Annotated in this window: 17 protein-coding genes; 12 read left to right on the top strand and 5 right to left on the bottom strand. The window is 37.1% G+C overall.

From position 1 onward, the window contains the following. Positions 1–80: 80 nt before the first annotated feature. On the top strand, positions 81–791 hold the full coding sequence (locus J8L73_RS17795) for a nucleotidyltransferase domain-containing protein (protein WP_211019083.1): 711 nt from the start codon (positions 81–83) through the stop codon (positions 789–791). A gap of 7 nt (positions 792–798) precedes the next feature. Here J8L73_RS17795 and J8L73_RS17790 read toward each other — a convergent pair whose 3' ends face one another. Further along, on the bottom strand, positions 799–2,223 hold the full coding sequence (locus J8L73_RS17790) for an aspartyl/asparaginyl beta-hydroxylase domain-containing protein (protein ID WP_211019081.1): 1,425 nt from the start codon (positions 2,221–2,223) through the stop codon (positions 799–801). A 407-nt stretch (positions 2,224–2,630) separates the two neighbouring features. On the opposite strand from J8L73_RS17790, the gene J8L73_RS17785 reads away from it, so the two are divergent. The 7 genes from J8L73_RS17785 (at position 2,631) to J8L73_RS17755 (ending at position 9,147) form a co-directional block, all read left to right on the top strand. Continuing rightward, positions 2,631–3,845 (top strand): DUF455 family protein, encoded by a 1,215-nt coding sequence (locus J8L73_RS17785; protein ID WP_211019080.1) that lies wholly within the window; start codon positions 2,631–2,633, stop codon positions 3,843–3,845. Between the two features lie 9 nt (positions 3,846–3,854). Next, positions 3,855–4,481, top strand: coding sequence for an aspartyl/asparaginyl beta-hydroxylase domain-containing protein (locus tag J8L73_RS17780; RefSeq protein ID WP_211019078.1), 627 nt, complete (start codon positions 3,855–3,857; stop codon positions 4,479–4,481). 67 nt (positions 4,482–4,548) lie between these two features. After that, on the top strand, positions 4,549–5,034 hold the full coding sequence (locus J8L73_RS17775) for a VOC family protein (protein WP_211019076.1): 486 nt from the start codon (positions 4,549–4,551) through the stop codon (positions 5,032–5,034). A 6-nt stretch (positions 5,035–5,040) separates the two neighbouring features. Next, positions 5,041–6,324, top strand: coding sequence for a PLP-dependent aminotransferase family protein (locus tag J8L73_RS17770; RefSeq protein WP_211019074.1), 1,284 nt, complete (start codon positions 5,041–5,043; stop codon positions 6,322–6,324). Next, entirely contained in the window at positions 6,317–7,318 is a 1,002-nt protein-coding gene (locus tag J8L73_RS17765) for an Ldh family oxidoreductase (protein WP_211019072.1), read from the top strand. Before J8L73_RS17770 ends, J8L73_RS17765 begins: the two co-directional genes overlap by 8 nt. A 28-nt stretch (positions 7,319–7,346) precedes the next feature. Next, positions 7,347–8,162 (top strand): sulfotransferase domain-containing protein, encoded by an 816-nt coding sequence (locus J8L73_RS17760; protein ID WP_211019071.1) that lies wholly within the window; start codon positions 7,347–7,349, stop codon positions 8,160–8,162. Between the two features lie 31 nt (positions 8,163–8,193). Then, positions 8,194–9,147, top strand: coding sequence for a hypothetical protein (locus tag J8L73_RS17755; protein WP_211019069.1), 954 nt, complete (start codon positions 8,194–8,196; stop codon positions 9,145–9,147). A gap of 242 nt (positions 9,148–9,389) precedes the next feature. Here J8L73_RS17755 and bcp read toward each other — a convergent pair whose 3' ends face one another. From bcp to J8L73_RS17740, 3 genes are all read right to left on the bottom strand, one after another. After that, positions 9,390–9,875, bottom strand: a complete 486-nt coding sequence (gene bcp, locus J8L73_RS17750) for a thioredoxin-dependent thiol peroxidase (protein ID WP_247659707.1) — start codon at positions 9,873–9,875, stop codon at positions 9,390–9,392. 215 nt (positions 9,876–10,090) lie between these two features. Continuing rightward, a complete protein-coding gene (locus J8L73_RS17745) occupies positions 10,091–11,371 on the bottom strand; it encodes a Y-family DNA polymerase (protein WP_211019067.1) in 1,281 nt (426 codons plus the stop codon). 2 nt (positions 11,372–11,373) lie between these two features. Further along, a complete protein-coding gene (locus J8L73_RS17740) occupies positions 11,374–11,796 on the bottom strand; it encodes a S24 family peptidase (RefSeq protein ID WP_211019065.1) in 423 nt (140 codons plus the stop codon). A 193-nt stretch (positions 11,797–11,989) separates the two neighbouring features. Here J8L73_RS17740 and J8L73_RS17735 point away from each other — a divergent pair, with 193 nt between their 5' ends. Beyond that, positions 11,990–12,292 carry a hypothetical protein gene (locus J8L73_RS17735; protein WP_211019063.1) on the top strand — a complete coding sequence of 101 codons (303 nt, stop codon included), beginning with the start codon at positions 11,990–11,992 and terminating at the stop codon, positions 12,290–12,292. 591 nt (positions 12,293–12,883) lie between these two features. Here the strand turns inward: J8L73_RS17735 and J8L73_RS17730 are convergent. Further along, complete coding sequence (locus J8L73_RS17730; RefSeq protein WP_211019061.1) at positions 12,884–14,230, bottom strand: pentapeptide repeat-containing protein; 1,347 nt, start codon at positions 14,228–14,230, stop codon at positions 12,884–12,886. Between the two features lie 152 nt (positions 14,231–14,382). Here J8L73_RS17730 and J8L73_RS17725 point away from each other — a divergent pair, with 152 nt between their 5' ends. The 3 genes from J8L73_RS17725 to J8L73_RS17715 form a co-directional block, all read left to right on the top strand. After that, on the top strand, positions 14,383–16,053 hold the full coding sequence (locus tag J8L73_RS17725; RefSeq protein ID WP_211019060.1) for a DUF4942 domain-containing protein: 1,671 nt from the start codon (positions 14,383–14,385) through the stop codon (positions 16,051–16,053). Positions 16,054–16,257: 204 nt separating this feature from the next. Beyond that, on the top strand, positions 16,258–17,280 hold the full coding sequence (locus J8L73_RS17720) for a hypothetical protein (RefSeq protein WP_211019058.1): 1,023 nt from the start codon (positions 16,258–16,260) through the stop codon (positions 17,278–17,280). A gap of 665 nt (positions 17,281–17,945) precedes the next feature. Continuing rightward, positions 17,946–18,297 (top strand): hypothetical protein (locus J8L73_RS17715; RefSeq protein WP_211019056.1); only part of this gene is annotated, 352 nt, incomplete at its 3' end.

Genomic DNA, 18,297 nt, shown 5'->3' with positions numbered 1-18,297 from the left:
TTTAGCGGTTGCACAGACGCTATACATAGTTAAATAAATTTAATCTATTGAATGAATTTTATACCAAGGAAAATTAAAAAATGGAAAACATACAATTAAAAGTTGACAGTTTTTTAGCTAAGTACATTAACGACGATAATGTGGCAGGAATAGTGGGTCATGGCTCTTATTTTGATAAAAGTTTTAGACCTACAAGTGATATCGATCTTATTGTAATTGTGTATCAGGGAGAAGTTCGAAAATGGCACTATGATTATAATGGACTTATTTTTGAGGTTAAAATACAGCCATTAGAAGGCCTCAAAAAGATGGTGGCGAACTCTCACTTGAAAGTAACTCGTCAATTTGCTGATTCCTACATTGTTTACGAAAAGAATGACGAGCTCGCCCCTATACAAAAAGCAGCACAAGAAAAACTTAAACAACCGCATCCATTGGCTCTGCGTCAAGGATACAGAACTGAGTCAGCCAGAAATGCCTATTCCCAGCGAAACAGGCTTTATGAAATAAAAGATGACAAAGGCATGTTTGAAATAGGCTGTAGTGCCTTATTGATGGAACTGGCAGAATTGTTTTTATTGGTAAAAGGCGTCTGGGGTCATAGAGGTATTAGAAAGGTGAAAGTAGATATTGAAATGGTTGATCAATCAGTCGCTCAACTATTTGAAAATAGTATGGCTCACAACGACATTGAAAGCCGATTAGAAGCAATCAATACCTTGACCAACCTAGTGATAGATCTATTGGATAAAGACTTACAGAAAAATATGGTGTTGGCTGTTTCTGAATAGATACCAGTTAACCAATTCGCTTTTGCCTTTTTAATTGGTTAAAGCGAAAATTAATAGAACGGACTACATTGTGGGCAAAAATATAAAACTTGCCCCATTTTTCCAATTTTTTATCTTTTTCGCGAAGGGTGTCGTTAGGGACCCAGTCAAGGATAAGATGTAATCTGTCTTGGTCACTGCGATTTTCGACACCGTGAACTGTTGCATTGTTGATTTCCCAAAGAGAACCTGAAGGTAAATGTTTAGTTTCTCCGCCAACGGTAAAATCGACTAACTCGTTAGTGATTAGTGGCAGATGCATTCGGTGGCAATGAAGAAGTGAGTAACCTATGTCTCTGTGGGGTCTTATAACTCCTCCAGCTTTTAAGTTAACTAATACTAAACGAACAACCTGACCATCGCCGTTAAAGTAACTTTTAATAAAATCCAATATTGGGGTTAACTCTTGCTCAAACTCGAAGAACAAAGGATGTTTGGTTGGGCGTGAATGACGGAAGTCCTTATCTTGTATGAAATACAAACTATTTGTATGCCTGTGTACTTTAAAACGTTTTTCTCTCCCCGATTCTTGCCAGTAATCATTGTGTAGGCTAGCTACTTTTGTGACTAATTTATTAACGCAAAAATCTTTATGCAGCAATAAGAAGTTGTTAGCTTTACCTGACAGCTTTCTAAAATTAGGACGTGTATTTCCTAGGTATTCACCATTTTTATTGTCATATTCATATGAAAACTGAGAAATTAACGTTTGCTCTTTTATTTCTATAACTTCCTTTAGCTGAGTGTTGTAGTAACTACTATAGTGAGAGCGTAATGATTTATTAACTTTTCCAGATCGTTGCAGGCTTTTTCTCAGTTCGTCGATACAAGCGACCCCATTTTTCTCCATAATTTGGATAAAGTCATCTATTAGGCTTTCGAACCGAATAATTTGTTTTTTAGCGTTATTATCTGCTCCCAACATCCTTTCAAAGAGCCAACTGTAATAGCCTTTCCCTGATTGAGATAAAGAAGTTATGTCGTCTTTGCATAATCCAATTCCTTTATTTCCTTCTAATGAGTCGGGCAATACAGAGTAGAGAGCGTCGCGCATTATTTTCGACCTTGAATTGTCGTCAGCAAGGCAAGCCAGATTATAGATAGTCTCATCAGCGGACGCAGTACCACCATGAGAAACAACAAGAAATAAGGTACTGCCATTACCCAACTCGAACATACTTCTGTTAAATGCATACCAAGAAACATACCAATCCCATGGATTTCTAACGGCTCCAATCACAGGAAGGTCTTTATGAGATTTGGGAATGTATTTGTGTGGAAAGTGATAACCAATCTCTTGGTGTTCTAGAAAACAGTTTTTAATCACTCCATTCAACAATTGACCGCCAGTTTTATGCATGTGAATAAAAACAAAACAATTAGTAGTGATCAAAATTAGTCCCTTATAGCTTTTTGAAGAGCCGATAAAACTAACATAGTTATAACAAGGTTTCAAAAAATGAAAAGTACCTTTAAATTAACTTTTAAACTATTTTTTAATTGTTTTTTTGATTTTATTTTGTTCTCTCTGTTTGTTTTTTTACACTTTGATTTTTGTGTTGGTTTTATTTAATTTTGAACTTTATTTTTAACGCGATTATCTTTTTGTGTTTCATTGTTAATCTTTTGTGTTTTTATTTTTTCTTTTATTTTAATTGGTTATGGTTGTTTTTGGTTCGGTTCGGTTTGGTTTTGTTATTTTTTGTGTGTGATAATTTAAATTATATTGAGCTTACAGTGATTGATTGTTAACATTGTTCTGTAGATTTGTTGTATGTAATTATAAAGGTAAAAGGAATTATGATTGGTCGTGAGCAATCCACAAATTTTCTTCGTGGTTTAAGTTATGTGTTGTGTAGGTTACAAGAGTTAAAAGCTTATTGGCTTATTCACAGTCAGGACCTATATGAAAAAGCTAATATTGCTCAATCAATGGGATATGAAAAAGACTTACCAGAAAAAATATCTAGTAGATTAACGCAATTATTTAATTTTAGTGATGAATCTGTTCAACCTGTAGCGTTCGAAAGTCAGTTGTCAGAGTTATTGCGAAACAAGTCCATATCCGATGTCGCAAAAATAATCCACTGTAGCTTGATAAAGCTAGTAAAAGGCCAGCAACAAAGGATTGAAAAGCTTGCAGATGAGCCAACTTTTTTATTACTGATAGAAGCCTCTGAACTGCTGGAGCTAGGACGAGAAAAAATTGGAAGTTCAGATGCCTTAATTGAAATCGATCTTGCAATCCTAAATGAAGACGAAAGAGATGAAAAAGCGGCTTTGGGACAAATTTCAGAACTCCCAGGACGACCTGATTCATTTGTTTATTCTCCAGAAAAAGACTGTGATCCAGAGGCTGCTTCAGCTTGTGAAACAGAGTTAGCTAAATTTATTCACTTTGTCGCTATTCACATTGAAGTTTGTGCAATGGAAGTCTGCTCATACAATATACTGACTTATGCTGATATGCCGCAGAAATTTAGAACAGATATGGCACAACAAATTTGGGATGAAGGTCGACACTTCCTGATATTTGCAGAGTATTTAAAATCACACTTGGACACCGAGATAGGTGATTATCCTTATCAGCTTGATGTATGGTTGAAGCACCAAAAAGGTACAGGGCTGTTAGAACAATTAGCCATTGAGCAAGTACTTCAAGAGGGAGATGCCGTAGGTCATAATTTAAGGCTGATAGCGGGGCTGAAAAAGGTGGAAAGATATCCCGAATTAAGAGAGCTCCTTAGTTTTATCAATGCTGATGAAACCATACACACGCGAATAGGCAATAAATGGCTTACTTATATGTGTGAGCAGCATCATGATAATTACCTTGAGATATTGCATACTGCTGCGGAGAAAATAGGTAAGACGATTCCTGGTAATGTAAAGCTTCGGCCTGCAATGCTTGAATTTCTTGGTTTCCCAGAAGTTTATCGTGAACACCTAATGGCACTAAACATACCTCGAAAACCTAAGCCTGTGGTGAACAAAGAATTAAGTACAGAGTCGTAGGGTAAGCTTATGTTAACGACACAAAGCAGTACTAAAAAGAATGGTTATTACCCCGTTAGTGATCACCCGTCATTATTACCTCTAGAACAAAATTGGCAAAAAATACAAGAAGAGTTTTTGGCAATTGATGCACCAATTCTCGACATACATCGCTACAAAAAAAGCTTTGAAGAAGTAGTTGCACAGGTTTTCTCTCACGTTAAACAAGGTGGAGAATATGGGTGGTTACATGGTTGGGGTAAAGAGGGGCCCAACAAAGATTGGCTGCAGTATGGCTTAGTCGTTCAAGGGCGAGCTGTGGATGGTGTTGACAAAGTTTGCCCAGTAACTATGTCTTTGCTTTCTGGCATCTCTGGAATCAAGGTTGCAGCATTTTTAACCTTAAAATCAAATACTTTTTTGCCTGGACATGCTCACCCTGAGATTCGTGGCGAAGGGCTTTTGCAATATCACCTAACACTAGACTCGTCTGAGAAGTTAAATTTGAACTACCTCAACGTTAATGGAGTGTTTGCTCAAAACAAACCTGGGAAAGCTATCGTCTTTGACGGCTCATACTATCACTTCGCCGTGAATGCGTCGCCTAAAGATAGAACCATCCTCTATATAGAGTTCAAAAAACAAGTTGCAGTCTGATTCTAGAATGCTCGCTTAGGAAGTCTTAAAGCTACAATTTAAAATTGGAAATTAATTGATGTTTAACATGTTTGCAGATGCCAAAGTTGATCATTTGGCTATCGCTGTTATTGATTTAGAAAAAGCGATCGAGTACTACACAAAGAACCTAGGGTTCGATCTCATTGAACAGAGAATAACTTCTGGCGTAAAGACCGCAATGAAGTCAGCGGTTCTAGGTGGTTTGTCTACAGGCTTTACCATTGTCTTATTGGAAGGAATTGGTAAGGAATCTCAAGTATCTAGGTTTGTTGAAAAGTTTGGTCCAGGTGTTCAACATGCTGCGTTTTTAGTCGAAGATTTAGAAAAAGTAGCCGTTGAACTGGCAGGGAGAGGTGTCGAATTCTCAACTGATATTATCAGAGGCCCAAATCTATATCAGTTATTTACTAAACGAGAAGAAAACTCAGGAATGATGTTTGAGTACATTCAACGTTTAGAACAGAAGGATGGATTTGAAGAAACAAATATCCAAAGACTTTTTGAGTCTCTTGAACAAAGCGATCACTTTTGAGGAATTATGGATTTTAAGCATTTAACTAGTTCACAATTTGATGTGATGAATTTTCTTAATGAGGTAGCAATGAACTTTCCTCAGGCTATTTCATTTGCTTCTGGGAGGCCTAATGAGGAGTTCTTTTCTCCTGATAAGTGGTTTACTCAGTTTGATACATTTAGAGAGTATTTCGCGACAAAACACAACCTTTCTGAGCAAGCTACGCTAAACGCAATCGCTCAATATGGAAGAACGGCAGGTTGTATTAACGAACTGATTAGTCAACAATTGCGAATAGACGAATCTATCCAGTGCTCATCAAAACAAATATTGATTACCAATGGATGCCAAGAAGCAATGGCTATTTTATTAATGGCTGGTTGTAAGGGAAAGGTATTGTTAGTTACCGACCCTACATATATAGGTATTACAGGACTAGCGTCAATATTAGGTATCGAAATTATTTCTGTGAGCTCCCAGTCAGAGCTTATTTCGGCTAAAAATGTTCAACTTGCTTTTGAGCAGGTTAAGTTAGAAAACAAAGAAGTTGGAGGGCTTTACATTATACCTGACTTCGATAACCCATCGGGTGAGTCTTTCTCCTCAGAACTCAGAAATGAACTACTTGAAGTCTGCAATGAATTAAAAATTGCAATTTTCGAAGATAATCCCTACGGACGATTCCGTTATGACGGTGGGGGAGTTACAACCATGTATGAAATGGACAAGTTTGGTGTTGTCTATCATCTAGGGTCGTTTGCTAAAACTGTCTGCCCTACGATGCGAATCGGTTATATCCTTTGCCCTACCGTAGACTTTATTGGTAGGGGATATCAAGAAATTCTAGACAACTTATCCAAAGTAAAGAGCTTGTTATCGGTTAATACCAGTCAATTAGCACAGGCTGTGGTGGGAGGCATTTTACTAGAAAATGATTGTAGCCTTGAGCAACTTAATGGCAAAGCACGTACTTTCTACCGTTCAAATCGCGACACAATGCTCGAAGCTTTGGAAGTCGAATTTTCGGATATGAAAGAATATGTTAGTTGGAACAACCCTGAAGGCGGCTTTTTCCTTACGGTAAAATTACCCTTTATTTTCGATAAACACCAAATGGAAATTTGTGCATCGGAATATGACGTATTGGTGATGCCAAGGGCATTTTTCTCTGTAGCGGAAACGCAAGATGAGTTTGTCAGGTTTGCTTTTAGTTATGTATCTCCTGAACTAATAAAAAAGGGAATAAAGAGCTTTGCAAGATACGTGCGTACGACTATGAATAAAGCAGGAGTGTTGACGAATGTCTAATCGTAGCGCACAGGTACGAGACATTGAGGCGGCGATATTTCGCAAACTCAGTAAATTTAACCTGTCTCAACAACACATTGAATACATGCAATATGGTATGGTTGAAGCATCTTTAAGAGGTGTAGATACACATGGCGTGAGATTACTTAAATGTTATCTCAAAGAGTTAGCTGGTGGCCGCAGTAATGCCTTGCCAAACTTTGCGTTAAAAAAGGTCAAAGCTGCTACTGCCGTATTGGATGCCGATAATGCCTTGGGTATTGTAGCTGGTGTGACAGCTATGAATAGTGCTATTGAAATAGCCAGCGAACAAGGTATTGGCCTAGTTACCGTGAAAAACTCCAATCACTTTGGCGCGGCATCGGTATACTCTTTACAGGCTGCCAGAAAAGGCTTTATTGGTATATCACTTAGTAATGCTGACGCTTTAATCTCTCCTTTTAATGGCACAGAAGCAATGTTTGGCACTAATCCTATTAGTATTGCTGCTCCAGCAGATAATGGTGAATTCTTTTGTCTTGACATGGCTTGCAGTCAAGTAAGTTATTCCAAAGTCCTGTCACATCTACGCGAGTCAAAAGAAGTACCTGAATCATGGATGCACCAAAGTACTGAAGAAGGCAAACCTGGGGTATTAAAACCATTGGGCGGGTATAAAGGTGCTGGCTTGGCAATGGCTGTTGAACTGCTAACGGCAGCATTAACAGGCTCTCCTCTAGACCAGGGGTTGAGTCATTTGTACGTACCTCCTTATAACGAACCTCGCAAAGTAAGTCACTTGATGATAGCCATTGATATTAGCAGTTTGATTGATGAGCGCATTTTTAAAGGTGCTCTGCATTTGCTGTTGGAGTCGGTAAGAAATAGCCAGCAAGCAAAGGATTCGAATTTGAAAATTTTGGTGCCTGGTGACAAGGAACAAACCGAGTTTATTCACAGAACTGAAAATGGTATTCCACTGGAACAGGATACCTACGATTTATTGTTTAATTAATTCCTGAATTAATAGGAGACGAAAAGCTATGCTGAAGATTTTTGATGTTTTAATTAGCTTATTGATGCTTATAAATTCGTTTATTTATAAGCTAAAAGTAAGGGTAGAGTCCAGTCGGTTTTTCTACTTTTTCAAACCTCTAGATACAGATATTTATATCGCTTCGTATATGAAGTCGGGAACTACACTGACGCAGGTTATGCTGTTTGAAATATTAAACAAGAAAAACCTCGACTATTCAAATATAAACGACGTATCACCATTTTTAGATACATTAATTAGACGTAGAAATGGCTTTAAGATCTTAAACAGAAAAGAAGCCCCTAGGCTTATAAAAACGCATTTGCACTACAACTTTCTAAAAACAAAGATAAAAGGGAAAGTTATTTATGTTCAAAGAGATGGTATGGATGTCGCGTGGTCTCAATATCATCATATTAAAAGCGTTTATCAACCTGAACTTACTTGGAAGCAACATTCTCAGCAGTTTTTAGATGATAGCCGTTCAGATAGTTGGTTTAAACATGTAAAGCAATGGCGAACCAACAAGAACAAAATAAATATTACTTACCTCCAATATGAAGATGTTGTGACAGACTTGGGAGCTGCAGCAGAAAAATTAGCTGATTTTATTGGAGTAGAGCTGACAGAAGAACAGAAAGCCCAAGTTGTTGAGCGATGTAGGTTTGATCGGATGAAAAAAGAAGAAAAAAAATATAGTCCTAAGCCTAATTTTTCAAACTTTATTCGTGAAGGTCGTACAGGGTCTGGAAAACAAAATTTCAGCGATGAGCAACAACAGTTGTTTTTACATTTATCGAACAAACATTTTAAAAACTGCTGAGATTAAAGTTATGAGCTTGGAACAAATAAACTTGTCTGAAGATAGAGACAGCTTATGTGTGTTAAATTATAGTGGTAAAGACTCAGATTGTCTCAGCAAAGTTAATAATGGCTTAAAGCAAGATAAAGCGGTATTACTGAAAAATATCTCTATGAATGAAGCGGAAACGCTATTAGGTGATGTTGTTTCTCAGTTAGGCTTGCAGGACAACCTTAAAATGCAATCTGCCTTGGCTTCTGTCCATCAACACAGGGAGAGTAAAGGCAAGTATTTTATGAGTGTTAACAAGCGAAGTAACAATCAGTTTATTCCTTTTCACTCTGAAGGAACATCGAAGTCTCAGCTGCAATTGGCTGCTATGTTTTGTGCTGAAAATAGCACCAATGGTGGCACTTCAATCATAGCAAGAGTTAAGCAGGAAGATGATATTTGGCAACAACTAAAAGAATTTAGCGTTAAGGTTAAATTGGGTAGTAAAATACCAAGTCCCCAAGCTATTGAACAAGCAAAGGTTTTCCTCAAAGTTGACTTGTTAAGAGATAGAATAAAACAGGATGATGAAGTTTTAGATCACATTCCAGAGTGTCATCTAAATAATTTGAAGTCTTTGGATATCGTTGGATTCAAGGTTCTAAGCAAGCCAAAAAAGAGTTTCTCTAGGATATTAGGCGAAAAAGTTTATTCCTACTGGGATTCTATAGGTAGTTATGACTTTGCTTCAGCAAGGGAATATTTATCTATGCTTGAGAAAGAGAATCTACTAAAGACAGTTCCTGATCCTACAGATTTAAGCAATCTAGATAATGCTCACAATAGAAGAGTTTGGGATTCTCAGCTGCACTACAAAGACATTTTCGAGTGTAAAGTTACACATAAGCTGAGTAATAATGAACTTTTAATTTTTAACAATATGACTTGGGCTCATTCCTCTACAAGCTGGGAACACGGTTCAGGAAACCGAGCGGTTTACGCAGCTTTTGCTTGATTATTTGCAAAAAAATTAATGCATGTAATTTTCAGTACGGTCCAATCAGATAGCGAAAAAGTGGACGATGCCGATATGGGACTGGAAACAAGCTATGAGCCTATTCATGCTCTTGTATGGTGACCGGATCAAGTTATAAAAAACGGCCATTTACACAAAAGATCTTACAATCTCCCGTATTATTGCCGCAACACATCAAAACTTATCTTAATAATGGCTAAACCTTAAACTATTACATACTATTAGCCTTTCAAGTAATCTAAAACTACCTCGTGGTGATCTTTTGTTTTGAACTTATTGAATACACGCTCGATGTTACCTTTCTCATCTATAAGGAAACTTGTTCGAACAACTCCCATGTTCTCTCGACCCATAAACTTTTTTAATTGCCAAACATGGTATTTCTCACAAACTGAGTGGTCTTCATCTGCAAGTAGTGTGAAATTAAGCTCTTGTTTATTAATGAAGTTTGTAAGCTTTTTAGGAGTGTCGGGGCTAATACCCAAAACTATCACATTAAGTGCGTCAAGTTCAGTTTTACTATCACTTAGGCTGATGCAGTTGTTAGTTTTTGGGTGGATGAGCATCTTATTTTGCATAGAAGACAAATCACACATAAGCGCTTCACCACAATATGGACAAGTATAGGTTCCGCCCACTTGAATCGATTGAGCTGCAATTAAATGGCCTGAGTTATTGATACCAAATGGGACCGGTATTTCGTGCATATTTGTACCTTAATTTAAGGAATTATTTAAGATAGTCTGCTATACATGATTTAATAACATTAAAAAACACTGTAGGTGCATCATGGAAGTGCCCGATTTATCGCATAATTTTAAGCTATTCATGTTGGCTTTTAACATTACCATTCTTTCAATTGGGTTGGGTTATTTTATTTACTCTGGGGTTTATACCTTGGTAGGGTTCTTCTAAATTATCTTTATGCTTTCGCAATAGGTAAATCTGAAAGTTTTGTTGTATAACTCAAAGGTGCTAAATCATCTTTAGGCCGCCAAAACTGAGAGAACCCTTCACTTGCGAGCTTTATTGCACTACGTCCAAATTTTCTATTTATCTCATCAATGACCAACGTTTTTGAGCTAATATTCAGTGGTAAAGTCTCAGATAACAGTTCAAGTTGTTGCATATCATCGTGTAATGAAAGTTCTTCAAAAATAACGCCAGCTTTTTTGTATTTAAACCCCTTCTTATAAATAGCTTTTAATGCAAAGCTTGCATAAGACACCAGTGTTGATGTATCCGCGGTGGGGTAGGGTAGTTTAATTGATTGTGACTTATGATACTGCGGCTCTGCCTGTCTAAATGAATCTGTGTGGATGAATATTGTTATTGCTGATGTGTAAGATTTAAATCGACGAAGTTTAAACGCAGCCTTTGTTGCATGTGTTGTAACAGCTTCAGAAAGCTCCGTAAGCTCTATCACCGGTTTTCCCATACTCTGAGATACGCAAATTCTATCGCGAGAGTCGTTTACATCTTTCAATTCAACCGCAGATTTTCCTCGTAACTCTTCCACAGTACGGGCAAGAACAACTGTGAACGTCTTTTTGATCCAACTAATGTCGGCATTTTTAAGGTCATATCCCGTATAGATTCCAAATTTATTTAGCTTTTTAGTAGTTCGACTTCCAACCCCCCAAATATCCTCTACAGGAGTATGTTTGAGAGCCCAATCAATTTTGTATTGTGAATCTAATACAACCACGCCTTTAGTGTGTTCTTTCCACTCTTTCTTTTTGGCGCAATGACTTCCAAGCTTGGCTAGTGTCATTGTCTGAGATATGCCCAAGCCACAGCCAATACCTAAGTTCCTCTTAAGTGTCCTCTGTATGATGTGCGCGTACTCTTTTATATCCTTTGTATAGTTTATATCGATGCGCCCAAAGCATTCATCAACAGAGTATCGCATTGTATCGAATAGGAAATACTCTAACTCGGTATGAAAACGGTTACTCAAATCACCAAACAGCGTGAAATTACTCCCCCATAAGTGGCCACGATGCGCAGCCACCAGCTGCTTAACTTTAAATGCAGGTTCTCCCATTTTGATACCTAAATCTTTGATAGCTTGATTTCGAGCTACTACGTTACCCTGGTTCGAACTGAGCACTCCAAGAGGGGTTTTATCAAAGTCGTATTGGGGGTTAAAGAGTTGGCAAAACGAAACGTAAGCAGCATTGATGTCGCAAAGAACCCACATAATTAGAATACCTTGATTAAACCAGTGACAACGCCCCAGACTACATGGGTATCCCAGTCATTGTTTTCATCGATATCAATTTCAATTGGCTCGAAGTCGGGGTTTTTACTAATAAAAACGGCTTTGTTGTTTTTTAATTGTAGTTCTTTCACAACAAATTCGTTGTCTAATGTAGCTAATACGATTCGTCCAGTTTTAATTGTTACTGATCTATCTACAACTATTATCGAGCCGTCAGTAATGTCTGGGGACATGCTGTTGCCTGACACCCTGAATAGGAATGTACTACTAGGGCGCTTAATTAGGAGCTCATCTAAACTGATTGAGTCGGATAGGTGATCTTCGCATGGATTGGGGAAACCTGCAGCAACTGAAAAGTCTGCAATAGGTAGTTCTGTGCTTGAAGGGGTAAGTTTGCTAAGCATAATCACAAATTACTGTATAAATAAACAGTGATTTTAGATGTGGATATTCCACATTACAACCAAGAAGTTCCTTTTAGGCTCGCGGTCTATGTGATTTCATCAATTATTAGTTAAATTTAAACCTTTTTCCCAGAATCAAGCGCGATTTAACGCATATGATAGCTTTGGCAAAAATATATGAGCTGGAGTAACTATGGATTTATGTTCAATTTCTTCGGAAGACGGTGATAAAGCTGTTTTCTTTAATGGGGTTTTGATTGCATACTATAATGCAGCAACTGATGAGCCAAACGTGTTGTCTTTTGTTGAAAGTGTTGCTGATAATTTGAGTAGCGCTTCTGGTGCAAATATTAAAAAGGCGAAAATAGACAAAGCTCCTGACTTTGTTCATTGGGAGCAGAGCAAACAAGTGGAGAATATACTTTGGCCTAATAAAACAGCTAAACCTCCTATTTCTGATCTTTTCTCTCCAATCGAGCTAAACTATCAATCATAAACATTCATAACAGTTTATCGCTTGACCGCTAAATTTTGCCTTCGCAGGTGCGGTCAAGCACCCTTTTTATCTAAAGCAGAGGAGTGCTTTATCTCGCGTAAAGCAGGAATGTTTACTTTTGAATAATACATGTTATAATGTAACAATGAATTCAATAAAATATGGAGGATATACAAAGTAACTGCTGAACTACAGTGCAATCTAGTTCGTTCTCAATTGCCCACATTAAAAAGCGTCAAAGTTTACATCTAAATACTTTACCTTTAAGCATTTCAAGGGCGTAAATAATAAACCTTCTCGCACTCATTCTTACTAGGTCATCAGGCCTCGGTGGGTTTTTGTGTGTCCAAAAAATAATAAAGAGGTAATCATTAATGTTAAAAGACCAAAAAACTCAATTCTGGATCAATCTGTTCGTGGCTATATTCTGGCCCTTATTGACGCCATATTTGCTACCGTATCTATCAAACTTACCTGAAATGCTAGTCGTATTATTGGTGGTTAGTTTTGATTTTTGTATTGGATACTTGGCCTTCTTGATTCAAATACTAGAAGTTATTCGCCAATTAATCATCTAACACTTTAATTAATTTAAATTCTGAAGCGATTTCTTAAGCCTAGCCCTATTAAGAATATAAAAACAAATGAAGCGCTGGCATGAGCATAGCTCCAGAGGTAATAATTCGTAGGTATATCAGTTTTAAATAACTGTCCCATCCCAAATTGTCTAGCATCTTTGGAAACGGAAATAAAAGGTGTCATTGTGGCTATTGAAGTCGTAGCCGCGGGTGAAAGTGTTTCTCTCATCTCTAGTTCAGATTTACCAACCAGGTATGAACTAAACAGCATGAATGATAAGAACAACCACAGCAAAGGTCGCATAATGCTTTGGCCATAATTACTTGTCGCTGAGTAGAGTAAATCCAATATTGATTGCGCTGTATTTAGCTTTGTCCATCTTTTCGCTCTCATTTCATCAGCGTGGAACATTAAAGCTTTATCGTGGTTCTTGTTTTGCTCAGCAAGCTCTTTAAGTCTGCAGAGCTTTTCAGCGTCAAGTTTATCAACAACTTTAAGAAAAGGGGTGAATGGAATTGCCTTTTCTCTTTTTAGGTTGCACTTTAGATCACTCAGTTCAGTGTGGTGGTTTAGTTTTGTGCCTCTTAAATCAGGTATACAGTTAAAGTTACCATCAATGATAAAGTCTTTGTCGAACGTACTTCCTTTGAACGAAAGCTTTTGTATTTGGTCGGTTATTGCATCATCGAAATTAAAAGTGTCAGTAGACTTAATATCGTTGAAGTTAACCAGTTCGCAGTAGAATCTAGCCCCTTTAAAATGTGTACCTCCATCAAATTCAGCATGAGAAAAGTCTGTAGCTAGATTGAATGTAGCGCAAGGAAAGTAAGCCATACATTCAAATGTGGCTGATGTAAATAGAGTGGTTGAAGCGAAGTGAGTATCATCAAAAACTACAGTGCCTTGAAATTCAACATTAGAAAAATTGGCATTCGAGTTAAAAATAGTATTGCTAAAACCTGCATCACTTCCAAATACAACTCCAGAAAACTCAGTACTACCTTCGAATCTTGCGTCATCAAAGTGGGTCGGTGAGGGGAAGGTTGCTCCAGTGAAATCTGCACCACCATTAAAAATATAGCCTTTAAAAGATATAGTTTTTAAATATCGATGATGTTTACCGTGAATAGCGAGATCTTCATCAGGTGCAACACTCGCCAGAGAGTCAGGGGTGAAATTTACATGATTGAAGTCAACGTAAGTATCTGGGTGGTTCTTCATCCATAAGTTCCACTCATCCTTACCTTTTAACCAGAGCTCTACACTTCTCTCCCGGCTAAGAGTATATTTAGGCTTCGAAAATGATTCTTTTGTTATTGGTTGGTGTAGTCCATCATTTTTAAAGTCATCTGACTTCATTTAAGGCCGTCCTTAGTTCACCTGTATCATTATTTAAATTCATTGTGTAAGCATTACATTAAGCCGTCAAGGTTATTAAGTTTCTGACTTAAGCACGTTTTTATTTCCCTATTAACCTGTTTAGCAATTCAACTAATAAAGAGGTTTTAAGAATGGGTCATCATACTGGGCAGTTAATTCAAACTATCAAGCAATTCAACCAAGATTTCGAGTGGTACCCAACCACAGATGAGCAGCTGGATTTGATTAAGTCGGACTTTAAAGCATTGAAGGGAATAGGTGAGCGTCCAAGTTTATTAGATGTAGGTGCAGGAAACGGCAAGGCGCTAAAGTTTTTAACGGAAGGTAAACGCTATGCGATTGAAAAGTCTGTCCCACTATTGAGTTCGCTTGATAAAGATATCTTTGTAGTTGGTACTGATTTTAAAGAACAAACATTAATAGACAAGCGTACTGATATTGTATTCTGTAACCCTCCGTATTCAGAGTTCTCATACTTTGCTCAGCGTATCATTGAAGAAGCAAACGCTAAGTATATTTATCTCATTCTCCCTTATCGATGGGTAAATGATGTTGCAATACAGCAGTGCATTAAGATGCGCGATGCTGAATGCGAAGTACTTGGAGAGTATGACTATCTAAATGCTGAGCGTAAAGCACGTGCAGTCGTGAATGTAATACGCATTACTCTGATTGATAAAAGATATTCTTATTACGGAAGTGACACACAAAAAATTGACCCTTTTACCTTATGGTTTAAAAAGAATTTTGCAATCTTTGAAGCAAGTGAAAATTCATCCCATACGGATACATTAAAAAACAAGCACAATAAAAACGCTGGTGGCTTTGATAGCCGCTTAGAAAATACCATGGTGCCAGGTGTTGATTTAGTCGCTGCATTACAATCGATGTATGACACAGATTTAAGCTCATTGGTTCAAACGTATAAAAAACTAGAAGAAATAGACACGGTTGTATTAAAGGAGCTCGATGTTAGTTTTGACGGTGTGAAAGAGGCGCTGAAATTAAAAATAGGAAGTTTAAAAGATAAATATTGGCGTGAGCTCTTTTCTAACTTAGATAAGATTACAGATAGACTGACTGCGAGCTCTCGTGAAAAGTTGTTGAAGGTCTTGTTTGAGCATACTCACGTTGATTTTAACAAGTCAAATGCTTATGCGTTGGTACAGTGGATGTGCAAGAACGCAAACTTGTACTTTGATGATCAGCTTGTTGAAACGGTTGAAAAGATGGTGAGCCAATCTAGCATTGTTCTTTATAAATCAAATGAAAAAACCTTTGGTAAAGAGCAGTGGCGCTATGTGTACCGCTCGCCAGAGGGTCTTGATAGGTTCGCTCTAGATTATCGCATAGTTGTAACAAGAGAAGGCGGCCGCTCAGATGATTACAGCTCTACAAACGGGCTTTCACGACGCGCAGAGGTCTTCTTAAATGATTTATGTACCATAGCCGGTAATTTAGGTTTTGATGCTTCAGGATGCGAAAGAGCACGTGATTTTGATTGGAATGACTCGGGTAAGAAGGTTTTCACTTATTATGATCATACTGCAGATAAATACGTTACTCTTTTTGAGTGTCGTGCTTATTACAATGGCAACTTGCATTTAAAGCTCAATCAAGCATTTTTGGCTAAGATGAATGTTCAATTTGGTAAATTAAAAGGCTGGGTGAAGTCACCAAAAGAAGCGGCTGAAGAAATGGGCGTTGATATTGATATTGCAGAAATGAGCTTTGATGCTAACTTTAAGCTCACTTCTACTGGTGATGTACTGGCTCTCGGTGTTGACTATTCTGTAAATTGAACCTCATAACTAATAGCTATATAAACTCTCTATTATTAACGTGACAGAGAGTTTTTCCTGTTTCTATTAAAACATACCTACTAAATTGCAAAAGTTCGTCTGAAATGCTCTTAATTAATATAGATATTTAATGTTTTAATTTTTTCATTTGAATCAATCGATTGTGCGTTATATTACGATGAAAAATAATCTATGGAGTATTGAATGAGTAAATCATCATCAGAAACGTTAGTATCAAGAATTGAACCCTTTCGCGCTAAATTTATAGAATTTATAAGTTGTATTTTCAAAAAGTTATTGGTTTTTGTACTATGGTTTCTTGAGTTGAGAAAGTGGTTGCGCTTACTGTGTTTACTGGTTTTAGCATTCGTATGTATTGTTGTTGGTTTTGGTTTAGCTGAAAATTTAATTAGCCAAGAGTCATTGCCTGCTATAAACATGGTATTAGAGGAGCCTATTTTTCAGAATGTCAGAGAAAGGTTAAGCCTAATACAGATAATTATAACTACTTTACTTCAAGCCAGCATACCTATGTTTGCTGCATTTGGGATAGCTTCGATAACCTTTAGCTACATAAACAAATATTTTCAAGAGTTCGTTAGTAAAGAATCGGATGAAAGAAAAAAAGTTGAAAGCACTGAATCTTGTAATGAATTAAATTCGGTTGTATTAGATCAAGATAGCTTAGCTTCCAATACTGAACGTGAATGTTCTAAGTGTAAAAAAATGGAAAAGGAGTTATCAGGGTTAAAAGATAAAATTGGTTTTTTGATTAATGACTTAACCACCGTATTTATGAAGTTTGTCGGGATTGGCACATTTGGTCTATCACTAGCAATGGTGACTATTGGGTCGCTTGGGCTAGGCGCAATATTAGGTTTGAAGTATAAGTTTGCAAAAATGTTGAATGAAGCTTTCCAAGTGAACTTAGACGCTTTTGACTTCATTTCCTTGGGCTCATTTTTCATTATTTTAATTGGCATTTTCGTGTTGCTAATGATCTCCTTTGATCGCAAAAAAGCATCAAAGAAAGCTGGATTTATTAGTTTGGCTATAGTTATAACCTGCCAAGGGTATCTTTTTTATGGCTCAATTTCAGATCTTAGTACAGACTGTAAACTTGCGAATCAAATGCTCGTGTATTATTACAAACTGAAAGCTACTACAGGAGAAGTAGGTAACGTGCCACAGATACCGTTGTGTGGCTTTGAAGTGACACCTGAATAAAAGTCACTTTTTGATATTTATAATAATGCGGCATTTGCCGCATTATTTATAAGGAAACTTAAATAAGTGACGGTCCACTTTAACTTGTTTAATACGGGAGTTTGCAGAGTTTATCGGTGAATCAAAATAAAAGTGACAACCAAAGGCTGGGGAAGCGATACCTTATTTATTTAACTGTTCTATATTGTGAGTTGTACTAGCTCATATCTGAACTTACAGATTAAATGAATAGGTTTAGACTTCATCTGACAGACAGCCATGAGCGATAAGCGGACACTGAAAAAGTTAAATTTATTCTTACTTATTTGAGTAAGAGTCTAATTTTTTCCGGTAACATTATTAAACGCCGCTTTGGTGCAAAATAACGAGCTTAATTCCTAGCTGTTTTAATTACTTGTTTACAAGGGTAATTATTGGTGAAATTATCAGGGTATGTAATATACGCCGTTTTGGTGTGTTATAAACCACCAAAATGGTGTTCAATAAAATTGTTAGCAATTTAATTGAGCATATAGGAATTTTTTAACCCCTTTTGGTGTGGTTGAGCGTTATTAGAAAACAATAATTAAAATTTCAGGAAGAATATGAAGAGTAAAGTTTTTAAATCCCTCATCTTTAGTTCACTAGTTCTATGCAATTATGTCAGTGCAGCAGATTGTCGTGACGTGTCACAAATTATTGCCAAACAACTTGAAGATAACTACGTAATTGAAAATACAGCAACAACGTTAGTTCAGTTAATACGTTCGAAGTCATTTTTATCTGGTTGTAATCGTCAAAAGTCACCTGAAGATATTGCTGAATTTATGACCTTGGAATTAAACAAGATTGCAAATGATAAACACCTCTCCGTAGTTTACGACCCGAATTGGGTAAGTGAGCTGAAAGCATACCGTTCATCTAACCAAGCTGAAGCATTTGCTGACAGTCGAGTTATGGAATCGCCAACTGATAACTATGGTTTTAAAAAGATTGAAATGCTCGACGGCAACATTGGTTATCTCGACATAAGAATGT

The organism is Pseudoalteromonas sp. MMG006 (assembly GCF_018101025.1).
In the GTDB taxonomy this organism is placed as follows: Bacteria; Pseudomonadota; Gammaproteobacteria; order Enterobacterales; family Alteromonadaceae; genus Pseudoalteromonas.
Note: the sequence above shows the minus strand (reverse complement) of the source record. Positions and strands in the feature narration are given on the sequence as shown.